The 18,096-nt window shown below is 43.9% G+C and carries 14 protein-coding genes; 10 read left to right on the top strand and 4 right to left on the bottom strand.

From position 1 onward, the window contains the following. Window positions 1-14 precede the first annotated feature (14 nt). The 4 genes from C7475_RS06660 (at window position 15) to C7475_RS06645 (ending at window position 6,173) form a co-directional block, all read left to right on the top strand. Window positions 15-1,448, top strand: a complete 1,434-nt coding sequence (locus tag C7475_RS06660) for an alpha/beta fold hydrolase (RefSeq protein WP_110052497.1) — start codon at window positions 15-17, stop codon at window positions 1,446-1,448. A 110-nt stretch (window positions 1,449-1,558) separates the two neighbouring features. After that, window positions 1,559-4,033, top strand: a complete 2,475-nt coding sequence (locus C7475_RS06655) for a hypothetical protein (protein WP_146217496.1) — start codon at window positions 1,559-1,561, stop codon at window positions 4,031-4,033. 259 nt (window positions 4,034-4,292) lie between these two features. Then, a complete protein-coding gene (locus C7475_RS06650; protein WP_110052492.1) occupies window positions 4,293-5,417 on the top strand; it encodes a radical SAM/SPASM domain-containing protein in 1,125 nt (374 codons plus the stop codon). Between the two features lie 15 nt (window positions 5,418-5,432). Continuing rightward, window positions 5,433-6,173: a hypothetical protein gene (locus C7475_RS06645; RefSeq protein ID WP_110052490.1), complete on the top strand. Its 741-nt coding sequence runs from the start codon at window positions 5,433-5,435 to the stop codon at window positions 6,171-6,173. Here C7475_RS06645 and C7475_RS06640 read toward each other — a convergent pair. Further along, a complete protein-coding gene (locus C7475_RS06640) occupies window positions 6,170-6,979 on the bottom strand; it encodes a class I SAM-dependent methyltransferase (protein WP_158286439.1) in 810 nt (269 codons plus the stop codon). The two genes, C7475_RS06645 and C7475_RS06640, sit on opposite strands and share 4 nt — an antisense overlap. Window positions 6,980-7,219: 240 nt before the next feature. Further along, the gene (locus C7475_RS06635; protein ID WP_110052486.1) at window positions 7,220-7,567 is read right to left on the bottom strand and encodes a helix-turn-helix domain-containing protein; all 348 of its coding nucleotides are present in this window, start codon (window positions 7,565-7,567) and stop codon (window positions 7,220-7,222) included. A 106-nt stretch (window positions 7,568-7,673) separates the two neighbouring features. On the opposite strand from C7475_RS06635, the gene C7475_RS06630 reads away from it, so the two are divergent. Continuing rightward, entirely contained in the window at window positions 7,674-8,408 is a 735-nt protein-coding gene (locus tag C7475_RS06630) for a hypothetical protein (protein ID WP_146217495.1), read from the top strand. Here C7475_RS06630 and C7475_RS06625 read toward each other — a convergent pair. After that, window positions 8,380-8,934 carry a hypothetical protein gene (locus tag C7475_RS06625; protein WP_110052481.1) on the bottom strand — a complete coding sequence of 185 codons (555 nt, stop codon included), beginning with the start codon at window positions 8,932-8,934 and terminating at the stop codon, window positions 8,380-8,382. The two genes, C7475_RS06630 and C7475_RS06625, sit on opposite strands and share 29 nt — an antisense overlap. 441 nt (window positions 8,935-9,375) lie before the next feature. Here C7475_RS06625 and C7475_RS06620 point away from each other — a divergent pair, with 441 nt between their 5' ends. Next, window positions 9,376-10,140 carry a hypothetical protein gene (locus C7475_RS06620; protein ID WP_146217494.1) on the top strand — a complete coding sequence of 255 codons (765 nt, stop codon included), beginning with the start codon at window positions 9,376-9,378 and terminating at the stop codon, window positions 10,138-10,140. Between the two features lie 74 nt (window positions 10,141-10,214). On the opposite strand, the gene C7475_RS06615 is transcribed toward C7475_RS06620, so the two are convergent. Then, complete coding sequence (locus C7475_RS06615; protein WP_110052476.1) at window positions 10,215-10,922, bottom strand: type 1 glutamine amidotransferase domain-containing protein; 708 nt, start codon at window positions 10,920-10,922, stop codon at window positions 10,215-10,217. 321 nt (window positions 10,923-11,243) lie between these two features. Here C7475_RS06615 and C7475_RS06610 point away from each other — a divergent pair, with 321 nt between their 5' ends. The 4 genes from C7475_RS06610 to C7475_RS06590 all read left to right on the top strand — a co-directional run bounded on the left by C7475_RS06610 (window position 11,244) and on the right by C7475_RS06590 (window position 18,011). Next, window positions 11,244-13,370: a T9SS type A sorting domain-containing protein gene (locus C7475_RS06610; protein WP_110052473.1), complete on the top strand. Its 2,127-nt coding sequence runs from the start codon at window positions 11,244-11,246 to the stop codon at window positions 13,368-13,370. 246 nt (window positions 13,371-13,616) lie between these two features. Beyond that, window positions 13,617-14,381: a hypothetical protein gene (locus tag C7475_RS06605; RefSeq protein ID WP_110052471.1), complete on the top strand. Its 765-nt coding sequence runs from the start codon at window positions 13,617-13,619 to the stop codon at window positions 14,379-14,381. Between the two features lie 426 nt (window positions 14,382-14,807). After that, on the top strand, window positions 14,808-17,327 hold the full coding sequence (locus C7475_RS06595) for a beta-L-arabinofuranosidase domain-containing protein (RefSeq protein ID WP_110052469.1): 2,520 nt from the start codon (window positions 14,808-14,810) through the stop codon (window positions 17,325-17,327). Between the two features lie 84 nt (window positions 17,328-17,411). Continuing rightward, window positions 17,412-18,011, top strand: a complete 600-nt coding sequence (locus C7475_RS06590; RefSeq protein WP_110052467.1) for a hypothetical protein — start codon at window positions 17,412-17,414, stop codon at window positions 18,009-18,011. Window positions 18,012-18,096: the final 85 nt, after the last annotated feature.

The following is an 18,096-nucleotide window of genomic DNA, read 5'->3' as shown; positions in this document are numbered from 1 at the left end:
AAAAAAAAATATTGATGAAGAAGGCAATATTACTCAGCTTAATTATAAATATTTTCCTGTTTGCAGCCGCGCGGTCACAACAGAAAAAGGCTTATCAGCCTGTTATAGAGCCCTGCGCATGTCCCGTTAAAATAGACAGTTCTTTTAAGACGACCTGTGCTTACCTGGTTGTGCCGGAGAATAGAAAAAAGCAAAACGGAAAGACCGTTAAGCTGCCATTTATTATCGTTGAAAGTAAGAATCCTGATAAACGGAAAGACCCGGTCCTTTTCACTGGCGGAGGACCCGGCAGTGGTTCCCTGGGTTGGGCAAGAGGCGCCGCCAATAGTATGATCATCAATGACAGGGACTGTATTGCATTTGAACAACGTGGGGCAGGATACTCCATTCCCAGCCTTTCAGGACCGGAACTGGGCGCTGCTGTTAAAGAATCTTACAAGTATAACCTGAACAAAGATAGTATGGTAGTCGAAGGTGTAAAGCGGCTCCGGAAAGGGCTGGAGGCACGCGGCATCGATCTTGCAGGATATAATACTGACGAGACAGTATCCGATATTCACGACCTGCTGTCCGTACTGCGCATTGATTCTGTCAATCTGTTTGGTATTTCTTACAGTGGTGGGCTGATGCAGGCAGTGCTACAGCGTGACCCTTCCCGCATCAGGTCCCTGATACTGGATTCTCCATTACCTACGTTTGTACCGATCGATGAAGATGAACCCGCCAATTTCAACGAAGCACTGAACATACTGTTTGAGCACTGTAAAAAGGATTCCGCAGATCAGGCATTATACGGCGACCTCAAAGAGAAATTCACAGCATACTTTACAGCCATCGGTCAGAAACCGTTTTATATCTCTTACCTGGAAAAAGGTGCGACGGATTCTATCCGCGTAGCATATAACCGCAATGACCTGTTCGATATTATCCAAAATTATTTTGGAAAGGAAGCGCCCTATGTTATCACGGAACTGATCAAAGGAAACCATCGCGAATATGTAACGAAACTACTGGACTACACATTTAGCGGCCACCGAGGTCCATCCGGTATGCGGATCACCGTATACTGTGCCGATCAGGCTATTTATCACGATGAGCATATACTCAGGCAGATAAATAACGCTTACCCATATATGGAAGGATATCATATTAATGACGTCTACAACGCTATGTGTGATTGCTGGAACTATACACCTGTCAAAGCAGGAACTAAACAACCCTTTTATTCAGCCAAGCCGGCATTTCTGGCCGATGGAGAAATGGATAATGCATGCAGGCCTTTGTATATCGATATGATTCATCACTACATGCCTAATAGTCAGCGTTTACTATTCATTAATAAGTATCATGGCGTGATTGGCAGAGACGTACAGCCCTACCTTGTCCGGTTTCTGAATAATCCATATCAGCAATTAATATCTGACCGGAACGACATCATCTTTTACTAAAGCAAAAGTGACATCAGGCGTTCACGTTACCACTGCGATAATCTTTGCTATTAAAGGTACAGGCTATATCTTTTCTGATTATCTTCATGGCCTGATTAATAGTTCGTACCGTGAAATTAACTACGCTATCCTTAAGAGATGCAATAAACCAGGAATTGGTGACCTCAATTGCTACTGATCTTGAAATGCTGGAAGCAGACAATGATCCACTCGTAGTCAGAGTATATGAAGGAGACACGATCATTAATGAATATCTGGACCTGTTTGATCTTTACAGCGAACAAAATGTAGCTGGTATTATTGTAAACGGTAACCTTACCGTCAATGCACCTGTTATTGACTTCGAACTGGATACCTATTCGGCTTTCCTCATCGTAAACGGATCACTCACCTGTAAGGACCTGGCTGCCGGATGTGCAGAGATCATTGTCAAAGGTAATGTGACGGTTGCAGATGCGATGCTGGCATATTATAACCACGGGAGACTAGAGATTGAAGGTGATCTGAATGGCAAGATCCTGATCATTGACGATCATGGAGCAACCATTAAAGGAAAGATCAATGCAGCAACATATTGCCGTGGATGGCAGATAGAAGCAGCTGATTATACGAACTGGCGGCATATCCTGTTGCCGGAAGTGGCGGATGAATTGCTGGACGAAGATGAATATCTCTTTGGTGGCGACGACCGGCTGCTGCATATGTTAAAAGAAGAGCGTAAAATATTCAGGGATAACCTGGGTAATATATCTGCTGCCAATAATTCCGAACCGGAAATTATATCGTGGGAGAGAGCTAAACCGCTGGTGCAAAATCTGAAAGCTAAATACGAAGCATATCCTTTTGCCATTGTAGAAGAGAGGTCTCCGGGCCTGCCGGATGATAAGTTCCTGCTCTATAATGGGACTACTGTGCTGGATGAACTGGACCTGGATATGGAGGACTATATGAGCATAATAGTTGTAGGCGATCTCCACGTGAAGGGTAGTATCATCAACCAGAACACGGACGGCGCCTGCTCGCTGATCGTGCTGGGGAACCTGAAAGCAAAGAATGTATGTGTCGGCGGACAGATCATCTACATCAAAGGATATATTGCCGTTGAAGAAATGCTGATGGGTATTTACAATCATGGTGAGTTATATGGAACATCCTATGTGTGGTGCCCGGTCGTGATCTCGGACGATTATCATTTTTATTTCGAAGAATTCGCCAGGGTGAAGGTGCTGGAATTGTATGATAAGAATGATAATGATGTGATCAGGGAGAAGCTGATCGATGCGCTTTTTGACGAAGAGGAAGGGTTCCTGCTTTACAGTACCATCCAGGAAGGGATTCCATTGCTGAAGCCACAGATCGAATACACAGAGACCTCTGCCGATGATCTGGCTGGGGTGATAAGTATGACGCTTTTAGGGCCTGACAACTATAAAGCTTCTTTTACTGAAGATGACTGGCATATCACATTGATCAAAGGAGGGGCGGAAATAGACGCAAATGGCGAAGCAAATCCTTCTTCGGTAGTGGCTATCAATCTTGATAAACAGAAATACTATTCCTGGTATATGGGAGAGGACGGCAACGTCGCTACACTAACAAAGCATGGCGAAGACTGGGTGCTGGCGCCGGCAGCGGCAAAGGACGACATACTGAAGCACTTCGGACTGGTTAAAAGGATCATCGACCGGAAGGTCCGCTGGAACAACAAATACGTGAAGACCATTGACCAGGAACAGCTGTGGAAATTAGTCTGGATGTTCAGGAACGGTCAGGAAGAGGCGGCGTATCAAACAATAGCAATAGTGATCTGCAAAAGGGTACTCTACGCCGCAGCATTCCCGTTTGCTTACATCTTTGCAAGATATACGGAAGACAGTGAGCATCGTGGTCTTGCCAGCTATCCGGACTGGGCGCCTTCAGCTGCATTGCTGGACGGACTGATACAGTGGGAGCTGGCGCAGGAAATAACCAGGAAGAAACCTCTTGCTGAAAATGGAGAGAAACTGGATATCGTGACCAATTACAATTGGGGAGTTGCTTTTCAAATTCCTGATCCATATCATCATCAACCTATTGACCGCGACTTCATGACAGAAGTGAATGCAGCTATCAGTGACAGGGGAGGTGCGTTGCTGCGACTCGATGCTGGGATCGGCTCGTTCGTGATAGCGGGTATGCATGTAGATGATCTGGAAATTCTCCATCAGCTGATGTATCCACTGGGTATTTATCCAAAACACTTCACTGCAGTAAGTAAGGATGAAGAAGATGAATTAAAGATAATAGCAGAAGCAATACTTACTACTGCAAAGGAAAAAGATGCATCACGGTTGAAGCTGTATCGTCAATACCAGCAATCTATATGGAACTATGCCTATCATGAACGCGGAGATATTTTCTACTGGCAGAAATGGATGGAGAAACTGAAATCAGGACTGGAAAACATGGCAGGCATGGCTTACTTTGACAGGGGAGAACCTGATGCAGCTCCTCTTGAACCGGAACTGGACCATTGGCTTACCTGGAGTGAAAGATATGAGACTGTTTCCGAAGGAAGTCATATTATTATGCCGGGTGAGGAATAAAAAGCTAAACAACTCCGCCATTATTTCGTCCCCTGGCATGCTCATTTTATTTTACGCAGATCAAGGCTGTACATGTAAAAGGATGGTATGTTATGATACGTGGCGCAAGACGTAATTATCGTATAACATTCGATGTAAACGGACGCTTAAAAGAAATGCGCAGCATATAGAAATAATCAGGTATATGGTTATATTTTTTTGCCTTCTCGGTATAAAATGTTACATTAGTTAGCATTAAAATAACCATAACCCCCAAAGGATGAATTCCACGCTTCGAAAAGTTAACTATAAAAAGTTAATCAGAAGACGGCTTGGTCGGTTCGTCGACAACATGTCCGTCTCTAAAGCCTTTAATAGTCTGGTAGCCATTACAGCATTCCTTACCAGGCAACACAAAGTAAAGGCCAGTCCCGTTATCGTAAAGATTGATATCTCCCCTGTTTGCAACTTATCATGTACAGTATGCGTACATGCCAAATCCTCCACGAATGAGGACATACAGAAGCAGGGCTTCTCTGCCGATCAGAAAATGAATATCGGTCAGTTCACACGCATCATCGATGAGATAAAAGGTAGGACAACACTAGTGTCATTATATTATCTGGGTGATCCTTTAATTCATCCTGATCTTGCCAAAATGTGCAGGATTGCAAGTGATGCAAAATTAAATACCCATATAAGCTCTAATTTTTCATTTAACCTCAGTGATGAGAAATTGAAAGAATTGGTGCAAAGCGGGTTAACACATTTGACCGTCTGCGTTGATGGATTAAAACAGGAAGACTATCAGATCACAAGAATAGGAGGAAGGATCAATGTTGTGATCGACAACCTTCGTCGTATCTGCCAGTTGAGGAAAGAGCTGAACATGGAGTATCCCAGAGTGGAAGTGCAGTATATAAAGTATCAGCACAACGTTCATGATATTCCCGCCGCACAGGAGTTGTTCTACGGAATGGGAGTAGACCAGTTTACAACCTTCTGGGGTAGCCTGCATAATTATACCGATTATGATCCGGGTACCTATAGTATTAAATCTGCCAGAAAAGGCAAGCTTATTCCCCATTGTCACTGGCCTTATCTTGGCACTGTGATAAAGTATAACGGAGACGTTATACCTTGTTGTACATACAGGCTCGGTGAGCAGTATCATAAAGAAAAGAAGCTGACCACGCCTTCTCTCGGTAATATATTTAACTCCAGTTTGTCTGAAGTATGGAATGGCGCGCCTTACCAGGAAATAAGAAAAGTCGTCTCTGATTCCCGGAGCGCTCATAGTTGCGGCCAGCAATCTTTTTGTCATGGCTGCCCCCTTGTATATGATACAACTGTTATGGACAACTATAAATACGCAAATAAGTACACCAAAGACATCCTTAAATAATAATACCTGATTGTTATGCACCTCAAACCTTATATCTTCTCTGATATTATCAGTACCCTTACGCTTCAGCGATCCCAAAGAAAAGTGTACAAAATTTCGGAGCTTCATGATCTTGATACCAGGGAAAACCTGCTCATCCTGAGATTCGATGTAGAGAATTCCCCCGAGGTAGCGCTTAAATTTGCAAAGAAGCTGCATGAAATTGACTTTCCTGCTACTTTTTATTTTCACACGAGACGGAATGTTTTTATTCCCGACATTATGTTAGAGATCCAATCCCTGAATCACGAAGTGGGTTTTCATTATGAATGCCTTGACCGTTGCCAGGGCGATTTCTCCGCAGCAAGGAAGCTTTTCCTTAAAGAAGTGTCACAGTTCAGAAAAGTAGGCATTGACATTAAAACTGTTTGTAGTCACTCTGAGCTTTTTCTTCCTAAAAACGGCTATCTGTTAAACAATGAGCTCATCATGGAATATCCGGAGCTGATAAAAGAAGCGGACCTGTTGGGAGAAGCTTATTTTCTTGTACGGAAATTCAAAATGATCCATGCGCGGGATACCTTTGTCCGCATCTTTAGTCTGTATAACCAGATAGATCAGACATCCCTTGATCAGGGCTTACATATCCTGCTTCACTCTCACAGATGGAGGAACAATTTTATGCAATCTATGTACTACTCCGTTAAAGACATCCGGCAGGCCTGGTCAAACATTAAAAAAGGAAAACGAGAGTACGACCTGTATAGCATAGACTAGTCTATAAGAGGCTTTTTCCTGGCGATAATGATAATACCGGGAGTAACAGGATATCTGTAAAAACTCAGCATCGAGAATATACTTGTCAGATTGTAAAAGATACTGTGAAACAGAGAATGTCTTTTACCCTGTTCGCTATATTGATACTTCAGTATCTGAAAACCCGCTGATTCCAATAGTTTTTGGATGGACTTTTTGCTGTACCCTATAAAAGCATCGCCCATCCCGCCTTCGCGTGATCTGATCCCGAGCAGCTTATAGCATTTTATCAGCCAGTTACGGTTAGTATTTCTTATGATCAGTATGCCATCTTCTTTAAGGTGCTGATGAAAAGCTTTAATAGTGTTTGTGGGAGACGGATCGTAATAAAGAGAGTCAATAGCGCTTATAACATTAAAACGTTGGGAAGCAGGTATCATTTCCATAGAAGTAAAGACCGGCAATCCCTTTCGTTTGCAGTGATCAAATAGCGCTGCGTTGATCTCTACACCGTAGCCCTGATATCCTTTACTGTTCAGTATTTCCGGCAGATGTCCATAAGCGCAGCCGAAGTCAAGCCATGTTGATGGTGTAATATACTTGCGGGATTGATCTATGATGCTATTGAAAAACGGGCTTCGTTTCTGTTTTAAAAATTGTTCATTATTGAGATCGGTATATCCACGACCGGCAAGATGTAGTTCGATGTCCTGTTGACTGGCCTGCTTTATAAAAGTATCGCAGGTCCTGCAATAGAAGATCTCTGCTGATTGCATCTTGAGCGGATAACGGCTTGCCGCTCCCTGGCAAATGTTGCATGTTATCATTGATTTTTCAGGGCACATATGGGAATGGTCTGTTTGTTATAGTAGCAGATGATTGGAGTCTAGATAATTGTCTGTCAATAAAAGTAATACATTATTATAATAAAAAAGCGGTTCAGGATCTGAACCGCTTTCTTCCATCCATTCCTCGTGGGATAGATGGGTAACAACATAGGGTTATCGGAACACGGTGCCTTCAGTGGTATGCGTTGCTAAATTAACCGGTATTACTGCTACCGGAAGTCATGTCCGTTTAATGCCTTCAACTTCCATTAGATAGCAGCCGAAATCATTTATTTTGTCGATAAGTTTAATCGATTTTTTACCCAGATCAGTCAGCATGTAATCTACCCGCGGCGGCTTTGATTTGTAAACCTTTCTTGTGACCATGCCTTTTTTCTCCAGGTCACGCAACTGACTGTATAACATCTTATCAGTGATATGCGAGATGGTGTTCCTTAAGTCGCCATACCTTACTGGTCCTTTACGCAATGCAAGCAGGATGGGCATTTTCCAGGTACCACCGATAAATGCCATTGTCAGTTCGATAGGGCTGTAGTATAGTCTGCCTTCGTAGGTCAAATTCGTCATAACTCAAAAATACAATTTGCAGGTTATTGCGTTTGCTTTATCTACAAATAAGTATGTAAAGGCAGGTTTATTGAACGGTGGCTTAACTTGCGGAAAATATTTCAACATGCTAGAAAGAACTACTAACAGGGAATGGTGTACGATTCCCATTTTACCATGTGTGTCCGTTGTTGAGACCCTTGATTTCTGGGAGATGTTAGGATATAGTATCACCTATAAACAAACGCGGCCTTATCAATATGGTGTGGTAGAACGGGGCGGATATGCCCTTCATTTTGGCTATATAAAAGGAATGGACAAACATGCCAATGGCTATACCGGTTGCCTGGTTACAGTACAGGATGCAGCTGCTGTATACAAGGAATTTACGGATAGGTTTAAACAACATACAGGTAAGGTACCGCATGCAGGTATTCCAAGAATATCACGAATGAAGCCGGGGGCTACACGTTTCACACTCACGGATGCATCAGGTAATTCAGTGATCTTTGTGAGTTACGGTGAGCAAGATCAGCAGAATTGGGAAGATGCTGATAATCGCGACCAAAGTAGGATGAAGAAGGCTTTAGCAGTTGCAAAGCGCTTTCGTGATTATAAGAACGACGATAATATGGCGGCCCAAACCCTTGATGTGGCCTTGAAACACCGCGATGGTGAAAACCGGTTTGAAGTAGCAGAAGTAGCGGTAATGCGTATAGAACTGGCGGATGTAATGAATGATAAAGAAAAGATAGCAGAATGTGATGTCATCTTGCAACAGTTGGATCTAAAGGAAGATGAATTATTGTCTATAAGAGATAAGCATAAGACAGCTAAGAGAAATTTTCAGCCACCGAATTGAGTGGGTTACTTTCTTTGGAGAAGAAGAAGATCAGTATTCCCCCTATGATTGCTAGTATTGACAGACCAATATTGATCATAAGCCTTTTTTTATCCGCCTGCTCGAGCTTTTTGGAGTCTAGTATCTGGCTTGTTTGGGTTTTCAATCCCATAACCGGCATTGCGGCAGACGATTGTTCCAGGTAGATTTTTTTATTGGCTCTTATTTCAACCGTAACTAGATCACCGGCAATAATTTGATCAAGTTGTTTTTTTGCAGCCTTATCATCCTTTATAAGCTTATAGGCACTGAATGATAGCCAGAATTCGCAGGGGTATTCAGCTGTTTTTAAGGAATAGCGGGTGGTTGCAGTTGATCTTGTATGAATGTCCGCCGGACTTTCTGTCATCTTTACGGTTATTTCAACCAGATCTTCACCAAGATAGTATTCTGAATGGATACTAGTTAAATTGAGCAACAGAAAGATGATGCCAGAGAAAAATGTTAGGCCTGCAAGATTCCTACTGCTTATTGATTTATTTGCCATTGTGTATGTATAGGGACTAGTTGGCTGTAAGATAGACAAAATTTATATTTCACGATGTACGTTTGCGATGGTATTGTGAGAGAGAATTTAAATGGTTACATGAAAGACCAGGTGTATAGTTTCCATCTTATAAAATGCGACCGCATTGTAAAGAAAGTATTCGAGCACCTCAATATCAGTTAGCCCACATTCACTTTACCGATAAGGTTAAAGTGTAAATAAAGTTAATCAGAAATGATAATCATCATTTTAGGCCGGTTACGAACCGGAATGCCCATTTCACTAACTAAAATCATCCCGCACTTTTCTTTTTATTAATGTTGTGACACCAAAATAACTACATCTCCTATAACCCGTTACACCCGTTTCTATTTTCTGTTCTCACTTGCAGAATATAACCTGTATGCATTACTCTAATTTTTCATTGTTTAAATTCTACTTATGAAAGCATTCTCAACTACACTTTCGTGTGCTGCTGTTTTTGTTATGAGCTTCTTATTGACAGCCTGTAGTAAAGATGATCACTATCCTCCCGGCGGTCAATACTGTCGTGTACATCAGCTGATCGGTCGTATCGGTTACGACCAGGACACCATCACCATAAAATATAATAATAAAGGAAACCCCGTAGAAATGAACAGGACATTTGTTTCTACCGGAAGGCCGCGGTTCGTATTTAAATATGACAAACGTGACCGTTTAATAGATTTGATAGGCTTATACCGCCATCCCACCAACTATGAGATCAGGTTCCGATACGCATATGACTATAAAGGCCGCATCTCCAGCGATACCGTCTATACACTCGGCTTTACGGATGTTCCAAACCGGCCCGACTATCTCCGTGAATACACATACGACAATAAGGACCGGTTGATCCAGGTCAGACATAAAGGCATATCCAATCCGGATGTACGCTTTGCATACAACTATCATTATAACCAGCAGGGAAATCTTGAAAAAGTAACAGACGCTGGAGGTGTAGTTACTTTATCCGATTTCAAATACGACAATAAAGTGAACATTAATAGCCTGCATCCGATATGGCAGTTTCTGAGTGGGGACTATAGTCGTAATAATGTGAATGTCGCATTGTCTTACAATGCCTATGGATTACCGACTGCATTTGATCAGGGAGAAAAAAGAGAAGGCCAGTTTGCAAATATTGCATTCAGTAATATAGCCATATCCTATCAGTGCCGCTAGCCGGCTGTCATTCACTTTTGATAGAAAAGAGCCGGCAATTTTGCAGGGCTCTTTTCTATTCCTGTAAGTGATTCTTACACTTCTTTTTCAACCAGTTCTTCTGCATATTTAAGCAGCGTGTCGGCAGCCAGAACGGAGGATGCCGGATTTTGTCCTGTGATCAATAACCCTTCCTGCGTTACAAAAGGTTTCCAGTTTTCGCCTTTCTGGAAATTCGCGCCTCTTTCTATCAGCATGTCTTCCAAAAGGAAAGGTACTACTGTTGTTAGTTCTACCGCTTCTTCTTCTGAATTGGTAAATGCGGCTACTTTTTTTCCCTTGACAAGCCATTCGCCATCAGGGGTTTTTACATTCTTTAATGCAACCGGGGCATGGCAGACCAGTGCGACAGGCTTTCCGTTATTATAAAATGATTCGATCAGTTTTATAGAATCCTTATTGTCAGGAAGGTCCCACATCGGGCCATGTCCGCCAGGATAAAATACGGTATCAAAATCACTTTCGGAAACACTGCTCAACAGAACAGTATTGCTTAACTTGCCTTGTGTTTCCTTATCACTGTAATATCGTTTCGTTGCTTCTGTCTGATTTTCCGGTAGATCGCTCTTAGGGTCGATAGGGGCCTGCCCGCCTTTAGGCGATGCAATAACAATTTCCTTTCCAAGATCATGAAACTTATAATAAGGAGCGGCGAACTCCTCAATCCAGAGACCGGTCTTTTTGCCGGTATTACCCAACTCATCATGAGAGGTGACAACGAACAGAACTTTCTCAATTTTCATAATTTCTGGTTTTTAGATTGATGTGTTATTTCACCTGAATTTTTGGAGGCAATCCTGAGACGGAGGTTTGATAGGACATACGTGCCCATGGTGCTCTATTAGATTGGCTCGGACATTTACGACGTTATCATAAACGTACCTTAACAAACACCTCACCCTGAAAATTGTTTTTGGCAACTTTTTATCATTCAAAATGGCCATGTAACTACGTCTTCTATAGCAGGACATCGTATTTATAAAAGTTAATCACTAATTAAGCGAATTATTAATCCTTTTATTAAGCCGTCACTTATTACTTTGTAGTAAACCAAATCCACGTATATGCGGAGAAAAATGTTACAATTCCTGTTGATTGCAACCCTGTTTTGCAACCCTTTAATTTCTTTAGCCCAGGTGGCCCCTATCGCCCAGTCTGTTACCGGAAGGGTCATCTGCGGTTACCAGGCCTGGTTTAACACTTTTGGTGATGGCTCGCCGGTAGCCCGTTGGCGGCATTGGTCGGCCGGTCAGTATCAATCCAACAACGGCGTACCTGCTCCCGGAGCTATTACTTTTGAAGCTTATCCTGATGTCACAGAGTATGCCTCCGGTAACCTGTTCCAGACTTCTCTCGGCAACCTGAATAATGGTCAGCCATCCAAACTCTTTTCTTCCTGGTATTACAATGTGATTGATCTGCACTTCAAATGGATGCAGGACAACGGCATCGACGGAGCGGCATTGCAACGCTTCCTCGGCGAAACCCGTGACGGCGTATTCCGTACCAACCGCGATAGCGTTACGCAGCGGCTGCGTCGTGCTGCAGAAAAATACCAGCGCTCTTTTTACATCATGTATGACATGAGCGCCGACGATACCACCTACTTTAAGAACGACTGGCTGCACATAGAAAATGACCTGAATGTAGTAAACTCGCCTTATTACGCACATCAGGATGGCAAACCGGTAGTATGCATATGGGGTTTCGGCCTTGTGGGCCGTGTGAGCGCCCCGGCCAACAGCCTCGCTATCATCAACTGGCTGAAGGCTAAAGGTTACTATGTGATAGGAGGGGTGCCTACTTACTGGCGCACAGGGGTGAATGATACGCACCCGGGTTATAGTGCAGTATTTGACGCATTCGATATGCTCTCTCCCTGGAGCGTAGGCCGTTTCAAGGACAATACAGGGGCAGATAATTTTAAGAACAATCTCATCGTGCCTGATGTCGCTTATTGTAACGCACATAACATCGATTATCAACCGGTTATCTTCTCAGGTTTTGCATGGAGTAACTGGAACGGCGGACCGGTGAACGATATTCCCCGTAACAAAGGCGAGTTCTTTTGGCGGCAGCTGTACAACATTAAGAACGTGGGATTGAGTACGGCCTATATCGCCATGTTTGATGAATATGATGAAGGCACCAACATTATGAAAATGGCAGACAGCTATTTCGCCGTGCCTAATAATCAATATTTTCTGACCAGCAGCGCAGACGGGACTTATATCGGTTCCGACTTTTACCTGCGCCTGACCGGCCGCGCAACCCAGGTGCTGAAGGGAAATCAGCCCCTGACCACTAATGTGCCCATACCTTATTCCACGGCGCCCCTGTGGTTCCGTACCAGCATGGAAGCCGGGTATGACGCCATGTTAAGCTGGACGAATAGCGCCGACCCCAGTTCTGTACCGCAAAATGTGAGCGCTCCTTTGTGTGGCGTCGTAACCGGCGAAACCAGTCATACAGGCCCCTCATCTATTCGTGTAAGTGGAACGGATAATTCAGCTGGCACATCTTACTATTATTTCCGGGCATTCGATGTGAACATACCTGTAAATGCAGCTACCAAACTGAGTTTCTGGACCTATCCGACCAACAACTTGTCCCGTTATGTAACGGTGGACCTGGTAATGACAGATGGGACGACCCTGCGTGATATTGGCGCTACCGACCAGAATGGAACATCCATGCATCCCGGAGCCGGTCATGGCGTAGTCAATAACTGGCGCCGAATCTTCAGTAACATCGGTAACTGGTTGAATGGAAAGACCATAGACCGCATCATGATCGCTTATGATCATGGAGGAGAAACAGGCAATTTCAAGACCTATATAGAAGATATCATCATCAGCGATACGATCACTGTAAATAGCCCGCTTAGAGTGGCCGATATGACTGAGGCCACAGCCCAGGCAGCCATAGACGAAAGCAGTTTCTCCGGATTGCTTCAGGTGTATCCCCAGCCCGCCACTAATACGGCCATCCTCAAATTCCGGAATGGATGGAAAGGAAATGGCGTGGTGACGATCCTCAATGTGAACGGGATCGCAGCCGGTCAGCGGGTCATCAACATCGAAGGAGGGCAGGCAAGCTTGCCGGTAAGCGAGCTGCGGTCAGGGATGTATTTTTTACGTGTCGAGCAGCAGGGGAGAAGTGTAACCCAGAAATTAGTAGTGACGCACTAAATGGTTTATACAGCTTAAACAAGAACGGCTGCCCTTTTATAACAAGGGTAGCCGTTCTTATTTTAAGCTGCGATTTCGAAATTCTCGAAATGGCATTCGGGTGAGGTTGAACGTTTGCACATATTTGATTGATCATACTTGAATATTTGAAAATGTTTCATATGAACGGCTTAGACAATCTTCAATCGTGTCGTAAAAAGCTCTTCTAAGCTTATGTTAACTTTGTATCTAACCAAAACATCTTCAATGGCAAGACAGACTTCTTTAATAACCTTTACCGGCAAGCTCGGTAATATGATAGGTTATCGCCGTAACGGCAAATACTTTCTGCGCAGCGCACCCGAAACGGTACGGCAAACGCACGCCACCTGCCGTGCCGCACGGCGATTCGGCATAGCCAGCCGAAAAGGTGCGCTTATCCGTAGCGCCTTCATGGAGGAACTGGATGTACATTGCGATAGCAGTCATATCAACCGGTTAAATAAAACATTGATCCAGGCGGGCAGAAATAACACAGAGGCGATAACAGGTTTCCGCTTTAATCAGCATACCGGCATAGACAAGTTTTTCCAAATAGCACCCAAATTGTCCAGGGATGGAATATTGCACATTCCGGCACAAATACTGCCGCAGGTCAAAGGCGTTACTGCACTGGAAGTAAAAGTGATCGCTGTACGTATCAATTTCGCAGAACATCGGATCGTTGATACAGATGCTGTAGTGATCACTATCGACCCTCAGGAACCTTTTACCGGTGCGGCAATCCCTGTGGATGCTCCGGGCAAAGGTACGCTCATCGTAACTTTACAGGTAAGAGGATTGTACCATGAATACCCCTCGGCTAACGCGAAATACCTGGCTGCTGATATTATCGCCGTATCAGTGCCTCAGATACCGCAGCTTATTCACAAGCCTGTATATCCCCGGCAGCCTATGTCCCTGCCATATCAAAGGGCCTTATCAGGGCCTGCAGACAATTATCCTGCTCAACCTCTTATTCAACGCGAATAAAGCCCTGTAGCCGCCTGAGAAATGTATTTTGGTGATAGATATCCATTGAATGTTACAACCCGCAAATACCTTTGAACATCGGACACTTTTGTCCATCTACCTGCAACCCGGCTTGCGGACAGTATAGCCATTGTCTTAACAGACCTTCTCACACTTTATTATTGATTTCTACAGCAGTATATCTCCGGAAAATGAGATCCGCATCAAGTCCACCTTCCCTCCAGTGATGCTACGGCTATAATACTACGATCTGCCTGCAAATACATCTGTTACCTTTTCCATCCAGTCTACTACCTTCCCGTTGAGCTTTTTCTGAATGGCAATATTTGTCATGCCATTTATCACATGGATTTGTGGAAGAGCTAAAAAAAAGCGAAGAGTTCTATTATATTTGAGCTGAGTAATTTCAATCACACGATATATTCCATGCTGAGAACCATTTTATCAACTAGTCTGCTGTTATGGCTTTCCTTGTTTTCTACCGCACAGACCCGGAATAAGACCTATGACTTCAACAGGGCGCCACTGTCAACAGAAAGTTATGTACAGCTGCCATTGGGAAGCATCAAAGCTAAAGGATGGTTGTTGAAACAACTGGAGCTGCAACGTGACGGCGCAACAGGTCATGCAGAGGAGCTTTATCCTGAAGCAGAGAACCTGGGCCCGGACTCAGACTGGCTGGGTGGTACCGGCTCCGGCTGGGAACGTGTGCCATACTATGTAAAAGGGTTGATCGCCCTGGCCTATACCCTTGATGATCCTGCACTGAAAGAACGCGCCCTCAAATGGATCAGGTGGACGCTGGACAATCAACATGCCGACGGCTCCTTTGGCCCTGCAAAAATGAAAGACTGGTGGCCACGGATGCCCATGATGTATGCGCTTCAGAGTTATTACGAAGCCACCGGCGATAAAAAGGTGATCCCTTTTTTTACCCGTTATTTCAAATATCAGCTGGCAAGCCTGGATACAATGCCGCTATACGAATGGAGTAAATCCAGGACTGGCGACAATATCGAAATAGTACTCTGGCTATATAATAAAACCGGCGACCAGTTCCTCCTTGATCTGGCCCGAAAGCTTGATCAGCAGGCTTATCCCTGGGCAGATATTTATACTAACAATACATTCTATTATTTTGGAGATGACTTTCATACAAAACATAGCGTTAGTGTAGGCCAGGCACTAAAGTTCCCCGTGCTTTGCGGACAGCTCAACCATAATCCGTTATATCAGCAGGCCACGCAGAAAGGAATAAAAAACCTGCTTAACGATCATGGGCTGGCAGGCATCATTGCATCAGGAACAGAATTCCTGTCCGGGAGAAGTTCCTTTCAGGGAGTGGAAACCTGTACTGTTGTGGAATGGATGCAAAGCCTCGAAACAGCCTCAAGGATCGTGCATGACCCACAGCTTGGGGATCAGCTGGAAAAGATCGCTTTCAACGTTTTGCCGGCTCAGTTTAGCCGGGATCTCAAATCGCACCTGTACTATACGCAACCTAACCAGTTGTTCTGCAAACACGGGCATAGTGGTTTCGATGAGGATTATGAAGGAGGTATTCTATTGAGCCCATATTCTGGTATGGGTTGCTGTCGCTATAACATGCACATGGGGTGGCCGTATTTTGTAAAGAATAGCTGGGTTGCCACGCCCGACAAAGGGCTTGCCGTCATTGCCTATGCTCCGGTGGAAGTGAATGCGATCGTGGCAGACGGTGTTCCGGTAAAACTCACAGTAGAGACCAATTATCCTTTTGACGAACAGATCAGGATCAAGGTCAAACCGCGAAAGAAGGCGGCCTTTCCCTTGAAATTAAGAATGCCTGTTTGGTGCGGTCAGGCTGAAATACTTGTAAATGGCAAAAAATTAGACAGGAAAATACCAGGTTCTATTTTTACACTGAACCGTACATGGAAAAAAGGGGATGAGATAGTACTGAATTTTCCCATGAAGGTCAAATGCAGAGACCAGGGAGCTCATGAAATGGTGATAGAGCGTGGCCCGCTGGTATACAGTCTGAAAATGGATGCCGCTTATTCGGTCCGTAAAGAGCATCCGGTAAAAGGGTTCTTTGACTACGAAGTTAAGCCCGCATCTGCCTGGAACTATGGATTAGAGCTAAACAGTATGTTCCCGGAATACGACATAAAGGTAGTAAAGGGACCGATGCCGGAAAATCCTTTTGAGCAGTCAGTAACGCCGGTTACGCTTAAAGCAAAAGCGCGGAAATTACCTTTCTGGAAGATATCTGACAATCAAATGCATGCGGAAGAAGTACCATACGCTCCGGTCAGATCAAACGAACCACTGGAAGACGTTACACTGGCGCCATACGGTTCAGAGAACATCAGGATCAGTATTTTCCCCGTGATAGAAACCGGGGCGGCCGTTCCGGATAGTGTGGTAGGTTTCCATGAAGATTTTACAAATTGGGGCCTGGACCGCTGGACGAACTACGGTCAGTGGTTCATTAAAGATGGCGCCATTCACTCCGCTTCGAACAAAGGTTCCTGGGGTTATGGTATCCATGGCGTCAAGTCTATTCCCCATTCACATTTTAGTAACCTTAGTTACGAAGCTACCGTGAAGCTGGCCTCTAAGGGCAATGCCGGTATCATATTCAGGGTTACATCCCAGAATCTTGGGGCAGATAGTTATAACGGATACTATGTAGGCCTGGACGCGGAAAATGACAGGATACAGCTGGGTAAATCTTCAGAAAAACAATGGAAGCTTTTGAAAGAGTATCCGCAGCAACTGGAAATGAACAAAGCGTATACTATAAAAATAATCGCTAAAGACGATCAGATTATGGTCTATTTCAATAATAGTGACTCACCGGTCATTACTGTAACCGATGGCGAATTTCGTTCAGGCGCCATTGGTGTCAGGGCTTTTGACTGCCTCGCCTCGATAGATGACATTAAAATAGAATCATTGTAAAGTTGTCCCAAAATTGAGTATTGAAAAGCCGGTAAGGATTATATATTCCAAATAATATATATTTGAGGCTCATTTCAAACTCCTATGGACACTTTAGACATCGTGAAGATTTTAGGTACAGGTATAGCCGGATTTGGTTTCCTGCTGATGTACCTCGCGTATAAACTGATAGCCAGCCTGGTTACCCTGCCAAAAGTAAACCCTGCTATTCTTAAAATGATCAACCGCTATATGGTGGTGTGTTTTATCATGACCGTAACAGTAGGCGTATTTACTTTTATGTCTACCTCATACAAAAATGATGTGATCTCCAACCAGGAAGCTGTGATCAAAAGCAAGGATACCGTATTGAATATCCTGGCTACATCCCAGAAAAATAAACTGCTTGCTGATAGTGTTTCGAAGGCTGTTGACAGTCAGACCATCGCTGAAGTGCAGTCCAGGCAGAACAGCTATCTTGACACATTGCAGATGTTCATTGAGAACCAGCACAATCCGACACAGCGGGAGAGGTTTAACCGTTATAAGAACTCACTCTCTACCATCGCTGATTCATTGACTATGGCAAATGTAGATCATAAAAGAAGGCAATTCCTGAAAGAGAAGTATGCGACGGTGAACGATTCAATTACCACATTATCGTTGAAGGTGGTAGATAATCAACTCTCCGCTATCAAAAAATAAAGTATTAGTATCAAAAAATAAAGCCTGCTGCATGTTTTGCAGCAGGCTTTATTTTATTTACGGATTTGCCATTAAACGGATTATC

The sequence above is a fragment of the Chitinophaga sp. S165 genome (genome assembly GCF_003182155.1).
Classification (GTDB): domain Bacteria; phylum Bacteroidota; class Bacteroidia; order Chitinophagales; family Chitinophagaceae; genus Chitinophaga.
This window is presented reverse-complemented; position numbering and strand designations above follow the sequence as displayed.

Bases quoted from the DNA above. Each gene is read 5' to 3' on its own strand.
- C7475_RS06605 (WP_110052471.1), top strand. From the start codon at position 13,617: ATGGCAAGACAGACTTCTTTAATAACCTTTACCGGCAAGCTCGGTAAT.
- C7475_RS06590 (WP_110052467.1), top strand. From the start codon at position 17,412: ATGGACACTTTAGACATCGTGAAGATTTTAGGTACAGGTATAGCCGGA.
- C7475_RS06635 (WP_110052486.1), bottom strand. From the start codon at position 7,567: ATGACGAATTTGACCTACGAAGGCAGACTATACTACAGCCCTATCGAA.
- C7475_RS06625 (WP_110052481.1), bottom strand. From the start codon at position 8,934: ATGGCAAATAAATCAATAAGCAGTAGGAATCTTGCAGGCCTAACATTT.
- C7475_RS06630 (WP_146217495.1), top strand. From the start codon at position 7,674: ATGCTAGAAAGAACTACTAACAGGGAATGGTGTACGATTCCCATTTTA.
- C7475_RS06650 (WP_110052492.1), top strand. From the start codon at position 4,293: ATGAATTCCACGCTTCGAAAAGTTAACTATAAAAAGTTAATCAGAAGA.
- C7475_RS06640 (WP_158286439.1), bottom strand. From the start codon at position 6,979: ATGATAACATGCAACATTTGCCAGGGAGCGGCAAGCCGTTATCCGCTC.
- C7475_RS06610 (WP_110052473.1), top strand. From the start codon at position 11,244: ATGCGGAGAAAAATGTTACAATTCCTGTTGATTGCAACCCTGTTTTGC.
- C7475_RS06660 (WP_110052497.1), top strand. From the start codon at position 15: ATGAAGAAGGCAATATTACTCAGCTTAATTATAAATATTTTCCTGTTT.
- C7475_RS06615 (WP_110052476.1), bottom strand. From the start codon at position 10,922: ATGAAAATTGAGAAAGTTCTGTTCGTTGTCACCTCTCATGATGAGTTG.
- C7475_RS06595 (WP_110052469.1), top strand. From the start codon at position 14,808: ATGCTGAGAACCATTTTATCAACTAGTCTGCTGTTATGGCTTTCCTTG.
- C7475_RS06620 (WP_146217494.1), top strand. From the start codon at position 9,376: ATGAAAGCATTCTCAACTACACTTTCGTGTGCTGCTGTTTTTGTTATG.
- C7475_RS06645 (WP_110052490.1), top strand. From the start codon at position 5,433: ATGCACCTCAAACCTTATATCTTCTCTGATATTATCAGTACCCTTACG.